Genomic DNA, 10,081 nt, shown 5'->3' with positions numbered 1-10,081 from the left:
CGCCTGTTTTCCGCCAAAACGGCGGGAAATAGGCAAAAATCGAACAAAACAGAGGGTGATAACGCCAAAATCGCGCTTGAATGGCTTTTTTTCGAGTTGAAAAGCGATTCAGCGATAAATCAGGCGTTAATCAGACCCTCCTAAGGTTTGCGGTACGGTAATAAATTTAGCGCCGAGATTCCAGTAAATCAATACTATAGCCAGTCATGCTATTTTCATGACTGGCAACGTTCTTTGTATGAGAAGCAAGCTTCGCTTGTTAGCTCTGCCTAAGCGGAACGTACTAGTCGTCACTTGAATCTGCTATTCCCGCCTCCTTCATCTGCTTGTGTAATTTTTGATGTTTCAGGCAGAGTTCTTGCCTGTCAACGGTTTCCACGGTCTTGTTCGGATAGCTCCTTGCCTCGTTAATCCTGTCGGCTAAGCCAGAATCGGCGTAGGCAAAGGAACTAAACAGTGCTGTCATTGCTATGGCTGTAATGATGCTCTTCATGACGAACTCCTTGATTTGTTGCTCCAGGCCCATGCAACTGGGCCTCTAGTAGATACCGCTGATGCCCACCAGCGGTATTTCTGTTATCATTTGCTGTACGTTACCTTCTGCTCCATTTGTTTCTTCTCTAAAGCACGATGGTAGGCTCGTCCTTCTTCACTTATCATCTGTCTTCGCGCCTCCATTCCAACTTCTGACAATCCATAGCGTGTCATTTCTTTGTGGAGTCGCTGCTGCGGCGAATACTATTAATGATTTCATAGTTTCACCTCCTGTTTGGTTGATGGTTTCATTAGATCATTAGTTCCTGAAACCTGACTGAAAAAACAAAAAAAGTTTATTAACGATTTGATAACTTTTGTTAGTGATAAAAATAGTTGAGCCAGATCAATATAAAATTTGTGCGCACTTAATTTCAGCTTCGTTTCAGCTTTGAGATCTAATATAAGTGCTCTTATATGCTTTCCACGGAGATCTCAAGTTGTCCATCCGCACCTTTTTTACTAAGCAGACTATTTTGGGTGTGTTGCTGTTTAGCAGCATTTCTGCGTGGGCTCAGCCCAGACTGGAGCTCCAGAGTGTCATCGAAGCAGCAACTGAACGCGATCCCTGGCTCGGCCAGAGCTCTTACAAACAAGATGCGCTGATGGAAGAGTCTGTTGCTGAGGGCGCGCTTCCCGATCCCCGGGTAACGATCGGCGCGGCAAATCTGCCTCTGGATACTTTTGATACCGGGCAAGAGCCCATGACCCAGGGCATGATTGGCATTACACAGCGAATTCCTCGTGGAGACAGCCGCCGCTTGGCTAGCGCAAAGAAAGAAGAACTGGCCGGTGTACAGCCTTACCTCCGACAGAATCGTCGTGCGCAGGTCACCGAAACGGCGACCCACCTATGGCTCGATCTTTGGAAAGCCCAGGAAAGCATCCGCCTCATTGAACAGAACCGGGGGCTGTTCGAGCAATTGGCGGATGTTGCGGAAGCTGGATATACCTCCGCGACAATGGGCTCCAGACAACAAGATGTTATTCGTGCTTCGCTGGAATTGACTCGGCTTGAAGATCGGCTGACCGCTTTGCATACTCAGTTGGCTTCCAGCAGAGAAGCTCTAGGGGAATGGATCGGTTCCAGGCGGGCCCAGCTCTCGGTCGCCGAAAACATTCCTCCTCTGTTATTGGCAGATGTTTCCAGCAGCTGGCCGGAGACCAGTGTGGAGTCTGTCATCCGTCACCCGTCGGTTCGCGCCACAGATCAACTGATTGATGTACAGGGCATTGACGTAGACCTTGCCAGGGAAGCCTACAAACCAGAGTGGTCGGTCTTCGCACAATATGGTTACCGTGACCGAGCTCCGAACGGCCAGGACAGGGCAGACCTGTTTTCTATTGGTATCGGTTTTGACCTGCCCATATTCACAGGAAGCCGGCAAGACCGACGGCTCAACGCGTCTGCAGCCAGACTGGAAGCCGAAAAAACGGATCGGGTTCTGAGAATCCGATCGCTCAAGGCGAAGGCGCGCTCGGCGTTGGCCCGCATTGAGCGATTGGATGATCGGATTGACTTGTATCAGCAAACTCTTCTTCCGCAGATGGAAGAGCAGGCCGATGCCTCGCTGACCGCCTATAACAATGACGACGGTGATTTTGCTGAGGCGGTACGCGCAAGGATCTCCGAACTCAATGCCGAGGTCGAATTGATCCAGATGATGGCCGAGCGGGCCAAAACTCTGGCAAGTTTCCGTTATTTGACCACGGAAGCCTCAAACATTCCCTCCTTTTCAATGACCGATTTGCAGGATTGATCATCATGGCTAATTTCATTCGTCCATTGGGCTTTATAGTGCTCGGCGGGATCGCTGGCGTCGGTGCCGCCTATTGGCTGGCACCGGGAATGGTTTCAGATCCAACCGTAGATGGGGTCGGTAACGAGGAAAAGGAGCCGCTCTACTGGGTGGCGCCCATGGACCCTAATTTTAAAAGCGACAAACCCGGGAAATCACCTATGGGGATGGACCTGATTCCAGTGTTTGAGGATGCCGGGTCAGCTGACGACCCGGCCGGTACCGTTCGTATTTCGCCTGCCGTGGTCAACAACCTGGGAGTTCGCACCGAGCCCGTCATCCAGGGACGCTTGCCGAACACCATCACTACTGTGGGCTACGTCCAATATAACGAAGATGAGATGGCCCACGTGCATCCCAGAGTAGAGGGCTGGATCGAAGCGCTCTACGTGAAAGCTGAGGGGGAACCAGTCGAAAAAGGCAAGCCTCTGTATACCCTCTATTCACCCACATTGGTCAATGCTCAGGAGGAGTTGCTCCTGGCACTGAACCGGGGGAATCAGCGACTGATCAATGCCGCTGAGGAACGGTTGGCTGCTCTGAATGTGCCGGCTAGCCTGATACGGCAGCTGCGCCAGACAAGAAACATACAGAGAACGATGACCGTATACGCCCCAAGCTCGGGCGTTGTCGACAATCTGAACGTTCGCGAGGGCATGTTCATAAAGCCCGGAGACCGGGTTTTGTCGATTGCTGCACTGGATGAAGTCTGGGTGATTGGCGAGGTATTTGAAAGCCAGCTCTCGGCCGTGGAGGGCGATAGCCGGGTGATGATGACCCTGGATTACATGCCCGGGCGCCAGTGGCGCGGAAAAGTGGACTATGTGTATCCCGAGGTTAATCCGGAAACCCGGACGGCCCGGGTCCGGATGCGGTTTGACAATTCCGACGGAGCTTTGCTGCCCGGCATGTTTGCTCGCCTGGAGGTCCAGGGGGATCGTGGGCAAAGACGCCTGTTGGTGCCGCGTGAATCGATCATCCGCACTGGACAAAGCGACCGTCTGGTGGTGGCGCTGGAACAGGGTGCCTTCAAGTCCGTCAACGTCACGGTAGGGCGGATTGGCGACAAGTACGCAGAAATACTGGAAGGCATTAAGCCTGGCGATACCGTGGTGACCTCTGCGCAGTTCCTGATCGACTCCGAGTCCAGCAAGACTTCGGATTTCCAGCGAATGTCGGCATCAGGCAGCAACGCCATGGATTCACAGATGGATCATTCGGGGCACGTCATGGATCCGGAGAAAGCGGAGCCCAAAAGCGAACCTGAGGCGATGGACCATAGTTCCATGAATCATGGCGGAGGCGAATCATGATCGCAGCCATCATTCACTGGTCTGTTCGTAATCGATTTCTGGTATTGCTGGCCACCTTGCTTATTACAGGGCTTGGCCTCTACTCGCTGAGCAAGACGCCGGTAGATGCGCTGCCGGATCTTTCGGATGTGCAGGTCATTATCAAAACCAGCTTTCCGGGCCAGGCACCACAAGTGGTGGAAGACCAGGTGACCTATCCACTGACCACCGCCATGCTGTCGGTGCCGGGTGCCAAGACGGTCCGGGGTTACTCCTTCTTTGGGGACTCCTACGTCTATGTGATCTTCGATGAAGACACCGACATGTACTGGGCTCGCTCCCGGGTGCTGGAGTACCTGTCCCAGGTGGCCCCGAGCCTTCCAGACTCGGCCCGCCCGCAACTGGGGCCGGACGCAACCGGGGTTGGCTGGGTTTACCTCTACGCTCTGGTGGATCGCACCGGGAACAACGATCTGAGCCAGCTGCGCAGCCTGCAGGACTGGTTTCTGAAATACGAACTCCAAACAGTGCCAGGCGTGTCCGAAGTGGCCGCGCTTGGTGGCATGGTGAAGCAGTATCAGGTCAAGGTCAGCCCGGAAAAACTCAGGGCGTTGGGTATTCCTCTGGCTCACATCCAGAACGCCATCAAGAGGGGCAATCAGGAAGTGGGCGCCTCGGTCATCGAGATGGCCGAGGCGGAATACATGGTGCGCACGTCCGGCTACATCCAGTCCCGTGAGGACCTGCTGTCGATTCCGTTGGGGCTTGATGACAACGGCACCCCCGTGCTCCTGAAAGACGTGGCCACTGTTGAGATTGGGCCGCAGATGCGGCGCGGGGTGGCTGAGCTGAATGGCGAAGGCGAGACCGTCGGTGGCATAGTAGTGATGCGCTTCGGTGAAAACGCCCAGGCAACCATCAATGGCGTGAAGGCGAAACTGGAGGAACTGAAATCCAGTTTGCCGGAAGGTGTCGAGGTGGTAACGGTTTATGATCGCTCCGGTCTGATTGAGCGGGCGGTGAATAATCTCGGGTTCAAGCTGCTTGAAGAGTTTCTGGTGGTGGGCCTGGTGTGCATCATCTTTTTGTTCCACGTTCGCTCGTCGTTGGTGGCGATTCTCAGCCTGCCGGTTGGCATTCTGGCGGCCTTTATTGTCATGTACTGGCAGGGAATCAACGCCAATATTATGTCCCTCGGGGGGATTGCGATTGCGATCGGGGCGATGATCGATGGCGCCATCGTCATGATCGAGAACATGCACAAACATATGGAGCGGACCCCGTTAACCCCTGAGAACCGATGGGAGGTCGTGGCCAGATCGGCCTCCGAGGTCGGGCCAGCCCTGTTTTTTTCGCTCCTGATCATCACCGTCAGTTTTGTGCCGGTATTTGCGCTGGAAGCGCAGGAAGGCCGGATGTTTGCACCGCTGGCTTTCACGAAGACCTACGCCATGGCAGCCAGTGCGGCCCTGGCGGTGACGCTGGTTCCCGTGCTCATGGGCTATTTTATCCGTGGCAAGGTGCTGCCGGAACACAAGAATCCCGTGAACCGTCTGCTGGTCGGTGTTTATATGCCGGCGCTGAAGCTCGTCCTTCGATTCCCGAAAAGTACGGTTATGGCCGCACTGCTTGCACTGGTTGTGGGCCTGTGGCCGGCCACCAAAATCGGGAGTGAATTCATTCCTCCGCTGGATGAGGGCGACCTGATGTACATGCCAACCACCTACCCGGGTATTTCAATTGGCAAGGCCCGGCAGCTGCTGCAGCAAACCGACAAACTGATTGCCACGGTACCGGAAGTAAAAACGGTATTCGGCAAAGTCGGGCGGGCGGATACCGCGACCGATCCAGCACCGTTGACGATGATCGAGACATTTATCCAGTTAAAGCCCAGGGATGAATGGCGGGAAGGGATGACGACGGAAAAGCTCAAGCAGGAGCTCAATACCCTGATCCGTTTCCCGGGGGTAACTAATGCCTGGGTCATGCCCATCATAACCCGCATCGATATGCTGGCAACGGGCATTAAAACACCCGTTGGCATAAAGGTAGCGGGCCCGGATCTTGCCATTATTCAGGACATCGGCAAACGCCTTGAGGAGATCATGGTCGACATCCCCGGCACCGCCTCTGTTTATTCTGAGCGGGTCGCCGGCGGCCGATACATCAAGGCGGATATCGATCGGGAACGTGCAGCCCGTTATGGACTGAACATAGCGGACGTTCAGCAAGTTGTTGCTTCGGCGATTGGCGGTATAAACGTATCGCGGACGATCGAAGGGCTTGAGCGCTACCCGATTAATCTGCGTTACCCCCAGGACTACCGGGATTCTCCAGAGAAGCTGGAGCAGTTGCCCATCGTTACGTCAACGGGGCAAAGGATTGCGCTTGCCGATGTCGCCGATATCCGGGTAGAAGATGGTCCTCCCGCCATCAAAAGTGAAAACGCCCGCCTCAATGGCTGGACCTTCGTGGATATTGAAGGGGTTGATGTCGGCACCTATGTGGAGCAGGCCATGGCTACCGTTAACGAGGAGCTCGATCTGCCTGCGGGCTATTCGGTTACCTGGTCTGGCCAGTATGAGTACATGCTGCGTGCCAAGGAAAAGCTGACCTACGTGGTGCCGCTGACGCTGGCTATCATTATCATTCTGCTGTTCCTGAACTTCCGTCGTTTTGCGGAAGTGGGCATCATCATGGGTACGCTGCCGTTTGCCATGATTGGTGCAATCTGGCTGATGTATCTGCTGGGCTATAACTTCTCCGTTGCGGTCGGTGTAGGTTTCATTGCGCTGGCCGGCGTTGCCGTGGAGATTGGTGTCATCATGCTGGTGTATCTGAACCAGTCTTACGAGGAAATGTTGCAAACCTGTAAGGAGAAGGGGGCGACTCCAAGACGCGAGACGTTGCGCCATGCCGTGCTTCATGGTGCCGGATTGCGCGTGCGGCCTATAATGATGACTGCTGCTGCTATTATCGGAGGTTTGGTGCCTATCATGGTTAGCACTGGTACCGGCTCCGAAGTCATGGGGCGCATAGCTGCACCAATGGTCGGTGGGATGATATCTGCTGTGATTTTGGCGCTGTTGGTGATACCGGTAGGTTACTATCTCTGGAAATGCAGGAGTATTTCCGAAGGGTAAAGAAAACTAGACCTCGCCATATTACTTTCGAGATTCTGGCGAGGTCTGATGATGCATTGGTGTCTGGGTAATGTTGTTATAAAGCAAGAGCCTGGGTATTGTCCCAGGCAGATATTCTGGCATCATATTGCTTGGGGAGGTTTCCGGCCCTCTAAAAGGCCGAGAACAACAGCGATGAGGTAGGCAAACTTGATGGCGCTCAATCATGTCTTGCATGAAGTCCTCGTGCCTTTGTGATTCGCCATTCGTTTGGATTCTGCATGATAAGGTATGTTACGTAGCGCGTCTGTTAACCATGCCCATAGGTATGAGCTCCCTCGTGCTTGTAGTCAGGGTGTTCAAATTCCAGTGTTGAATGAGTTATGTTGAATTCTTTCACCAGAGCCTGTTTTATCCTGTCCTTGAGTTTCTCAAGTTCATTCCACGCACTCATCTCGACAACCACACGGGCGTCGAGCGAGGCATCATGCTCACCCACCTGCCAAAAATGTACGGGGTGAAGTCGATAACTCCTTCTAAGTCTGATACTGCCCCAATGACGGAATCTGTGCCGATATCCTAGGGACTCCCCAGCATGAGTGTTCTGATGGTCCCGCCAATTTCTGTCAGGTCCAGGTAGAGAATATAGCTGGCCATGCCAATGGTGATTGCGGAATCAACCCAGCGCATGTCGTAGAGCAAGATAAGAGCTCCGCCTATAAACACTGCTATTGACGCAAACGCATCAGACAAGTTGTGTAAAACAACGCATGAATATTAACGCTGCCCTTCTGCATTGAGTAGGTCAGCAGCGCGCTCAACGCGTCCATTATCAGTGCAACAATGTAAGTCAGACTACCCAACACCCCTTGAGTTCCAGCGGATCTGGGAACCGCATGACACCCTCGTATATCAGGTAGGGCCCTATCATGATCAAGGTGGTGTATTTAACAGCGCAACACCTACCTTTATTCGCCCGTAGCCGAAGGTCAGCTTTTATTCAGCCGGGCGACGCGCAATCTTACGGGCCGCGAACGCGATAATCAGCGATGCCATGTCCCAGAAGTTATGTATAGCATCGGCAATCAGCGCCAAGCTGCCGGCAAAGTCCTTTCCGCGATCTGGACGAGAGTCAGGATGCCGTTTGCCCAGATGGCTACTGCAACCCGTTTATGCTTGGTTTCAGGGGGAATGTGAAATAGCTGTATACTGAAAAAGTGTGCTTTCCCTCATATAGGTTTCGAAGTAATGCGGGAAGAAGCGTTAATTGGTTGCTTCCAATGTTCGCATTGCGACCATACCGTGTACCAAAAGCTTGTTCCTTGAGGGCACAAAACATGTTGTGCCGCTGGCCTGGGTTTGGGATCGCGGAGCCAGAGAATGGCTTGGCCAGAAGCGCCGGTCCATCGCCAATGATCCGGTTAATCTTTTGCCGGTCGAGGCGAGCCTGAGCAAGGGAGCCAAAGGCCCCGACGAATGGCTGCCCCCATTGGGCGAGTGCGGCTATGTAGCTCGCTTCGTTCGGGTGGTAAAGTCATACTATCTGCAGCCCACTGCCCCGGAGTTGGCCTGCTTGTGATTGCGGAGAGTGTGCCATGAAAACCAAACGCCCAACCGAAAAAGAACTCCTGGACGGCCTAGATGCCCACACCGCCCATGCTGACGAGCTGGCCGAGCCGCTCCCTCAGGAGCTCACACCTCTGGAACGCCTAAAGGGGACAGTCAAAGGCTACGAGCGACCAACCGATCCGGTTTGGGACGAGTGGTTCGACTCTGAAGGCGTCAGTGACGATTTTATGGAGGATCGAGAGCAGCCCAAGGATGGGCGAACATAATGACCGTCGATGATGAAAAAGCCAAAGGGCATGTGGCTCTCAAAGGCTTCGTTGGTATCTGTCGCGAATGGGACTGCACCGAGGAAGAGATGATGCAGTTGCTCGGCGGTGTGTCCCGGAGCACGCTGGTCAAGTATGAGACGTTGCCACACGTCACGCTCTCGCAGGATACCCTGGAGCGCATCAGCTACATCCTGGGCATCTACGAATCCCTGAGGGTCATGTATCCAACGGCCGAACGCGCCAATCGTCGGGTTCGACTGGAAACCAGTGAGCCTCCCTTCCTTGGAGCGTCAGCCCTGGACTTTATGGCGCAAGGCTCCATGAAGCACCTCATGGAAACTCGACGCTACTTTGATGCAAAGCGGGCGGGGTAACCAGCCCCCGTCGACCAAGATTTTGGGCGGTCAGTTTGGTCACCTTTTTTGTTTGAGTGGTAGGAAATACGGAGCCAGCTCGAGAGGCCTTCCATGCTAAGGATCACCCGGATCGACCTGAACCCCTTTTCACCTTGCCGCACCGCACCAGCGGCTCTGCCGGTGTGCCTCTGCATAATCGCCTGCCGTTTTATCGAGCCTATGCCACCGGCCTTCCGAGTCATGTGAAGAGTCTTGTGCTGACCTCTGATCTCCAGGGGCGAGAAGCCGGCAGTCAGAATCGGCTGCTCGGCGTGCCTGTGGCTGAGGCACTTTCGGCATTGTCTCGGGAAGGTGTCATTCCGGCTCCCGACGCGGTGTTTCTGTGCGGCGATCTGTTCGATTATCCCGACTGCCGCAAACGCGGCGGTACCGGGCCGGTGGACGAGGTGTTTCAGGCGTTTTCTGAGGTCACGCCCGAAGTTGTCGGCGTCCTGGGGAACCACGACCAGATGGATCATCCCGAAGCGCTTCCAGATAACACCACCCTTCTGGATGGCGGGGTGGTTAGGGTTTTGGGCAACCTGAACGTCGGTGGCGTCAGCGGTATCGTGGGCAATCCGAATCGCAATCAACGGCGAACCGAGGACGATTTTCTGGCCGCACTGGAATCGGTGACCGATCAAGCCCCGGATATCCTGCTACTCCATCAAGGCCCAACCGACCCGGAGCGGGCGGCTCGTCGGGGTGATCCCGGTGTCGCATTGTCACTTGAAACCGGCTTTCAAGGGCTCACCGTGTTCGGCCATACTCGATGGGACTGGCCCTGGCTCATTTCTCTGGGTGAGGGTCAGGCTTTGAATGTCGATGGGCGGGTCGTGGTGGTTTTGCCGGAGGTTGACGGAGTTTTCGGTTTCAGTGCAAAGGTCAAAATTCCATGGCGGGAAAAAATGTCCTAGAAACCGTGGACACACCATGGACACAATTTGGACACAGCCAAATAAAAAGGTTCATCGCGGGTTAGCGTGAAAAAGTAGGAGACGGCGGTAAAACCGGTTAGTTTTGAGTTCGCCAAAACAACAAACCTGACCGACTCACCGCCGTCCCTATGAATGCTAATCCTCTTGCCCTGTTCTGGGAAGG

Annotated in this window: 11 protein-coding genes; 7 read left to right on the top strand and 4 right to left on the bottom strand. The window is 54.3% G+C overall.

Translation table 11 applies throughout. The features are described from left to right. Nucleotides 1–283 precede the first annotated feature (283 nt). A complete protein-coding gene (locus tag H3Z84_RS00810; RefSeq protein ID WP_153741751.1) occupies nucleotides 284–493 on the bottom strand; it encodes a hypothetical protein in 210 nt (69 codons plus the stop codon). A 481-nt stretch (nucleotides 494–974) separates the two neighbouring features. Here H3Z84_RS00810 and H3Z84_RS00805 point away from each other — a divergent pair, with 481 nt between their 5' ends. From H3Z84_RS00805 to H3Z84_RS00795, 3 genes are read left to right on the top strand one after another with little or no spacing between them, the layout of a single operon-like run. After that, nucleotides 975–2,294 carry a TolC family protein gene (locus H3Z84_RS00805; RefSeq protein ID WP_199455913.1) on the top strand — a complete coding sequence of 440 codons (1,320 nt, stop codon included), beginning with the start codon at nucleotides 975–977 and terminating at the stop codon, nucleotides 2,292–2,294. Nucleotides 2,295–2,299: 5 nt separating this feature from the next. Continuing rightward, nucleotides 2,300–3,646: an efflux RND transporter periplasmic adaptor subunit gene (locus tag H3Z84_RS00800; RefSeq protein WP_199455912.1), complete on the top strand. Its 1,347-nt coding sequence runs from the start codon at nucleotides 2,300–2,302 to the stop codon at nucleotides 3,644–3,646. Continuing rightward, nucleotides 3,643–6,768: an efflux RND transporter permease subunit gene (locus H3Z84_RS00795; protein WP_199455911.1), complete on the top strand. Its 3,126-nt coding sequence runs from the start codon at nucleotides 3,643–3,645 to the stop codon at nucleotides 6,766–6,768. Before H3Z84_RS00800 ends, H3Z84_RS00795 begins: the two co-directional genes overlap by 4 nt. 558 nt (nucleotides 6,769–7,326) lie before the next feature. On the opposite strand, the gene H3Z84_RS16980 is transcribed toward H3Z84_RS00795, so the two are convergent. After that, nucleotides 7,327–7,473 carry a hypothetical protein gene (locus H3Z84_RS16980; RefSeq protein WP_286895402.1) on the bottom strand — a complete coding sequence of 49 codons (147 nt, stop codon included), beginning with the start codon at nucleotides 7,471–7,473 and terminating at the stop codon, nucleotides 7,327–7,329. 270 nt (nucleotides 7,474–7,743) lie between these two features. After that, entirely contained in the window at nucleotides 7,744–7,803 is a 60-nt protein-coding gene (locus tag H3Z84_RS17155) for a hypothetical protein (RefSeq protein ID WP_248185651.1), read from the bottom strand. A gap of 286 nt (nucleotides 7,804–8,089) precedes the next feature. On the opposite strand from H3Z84_RS17155, the gene H3Z84_RS00785 reads away from it, so the two are divergent. The 4 genes from H3Z84_RS00785 to H3Z84_RS00770 all read left to right on the top strand — a co-directional run bounded on the left by H3Z84_RS00785 (nucleotide 8,090) and on the right by H3Z84_RS00770 (nucleotide 9,897). Continuing rightward, nucleotides 8,090–8,326: an HNH endonuclease family protein gene (locus H3Z84_RS00785; protein ID WP_227497726.1), complete on the top strand. Its 237-nt coding sequence runs from the start codon at nucleotides 8,090–8,092 to the stop codon at nucleotides 8,324–8,326. 16 nt (nucleotides 8,327–8,342) lie between these two features. After that, the gene (locus H3Z84_RS00780; RefSeq protein ID WP_199455909.1) at nucleotides 8,343–8,582 is read left to right on the top strand and encodes a hypothetical protein; all 240 of its coding nucleotides are present in this window, start codon (nucleotides 8,343–8,345) and stop codon (nucleotides 8,580–8,582) included. Further along, the gene (locus H3Z84_RS00775) at nucleotides 8,582–8,959 is read left to right on the top strand and encodes an antitoxin Xre-like helix-turn-helix domain-containing protein (RefSeq protein ID WP_199455908.1); all 378 of its coding nucleotides are present in this window, start codon (nucleotides 8,582–8,584) and stop codon (nucleotides 8,957–8,959) included. Before H3Z84_RS00780 ends, H3Z84_RS00775 begins: the two co-directional genes overlap by 1 nt. A gap of 164 nt (nucleotides 8,960–9,123) precedes the next feature. Continuing rightward, complete coding sequence (locus H3Z84_RS00770; RefSeq protein ID WP_323126942.1) at nucleotides 9,124–9,897, top strand: metallophosphoesterase family protein; 774 nt, start codon at nucleotides 9,124–9,126, stop codon at nucleotides 9,895–9,897. Here the strand turns inward: H3Z84_RS00770 and H3Z84_RS16895 are convergent. Next, nucleotides 9,894–10,081 (bottom strand): hypothetical protein (locus H3Z84_RS16895; protein WP_206768794.1); only part of this gene is annotated, 188 nt, incomplete at its 5' end. The genes H3Z84_RS00770 and H3Z84_RS16895 overlap by 4 nt on opposite strands.

It is taken from the genome of Marinobacter sp. bablab_jr003, from assembly GCF_016464245.1.
GTDB classification, from domain to species: Bacteria; Pseudomonadota; Gammaproteobacteria; order Pseudomonadales; family Oleiphilaceae; genus Marinobacter; species Marinobacter vinifirmus.
This window is presented reverse-complemented; position numbering and strand designations above follow the sequence as displayed.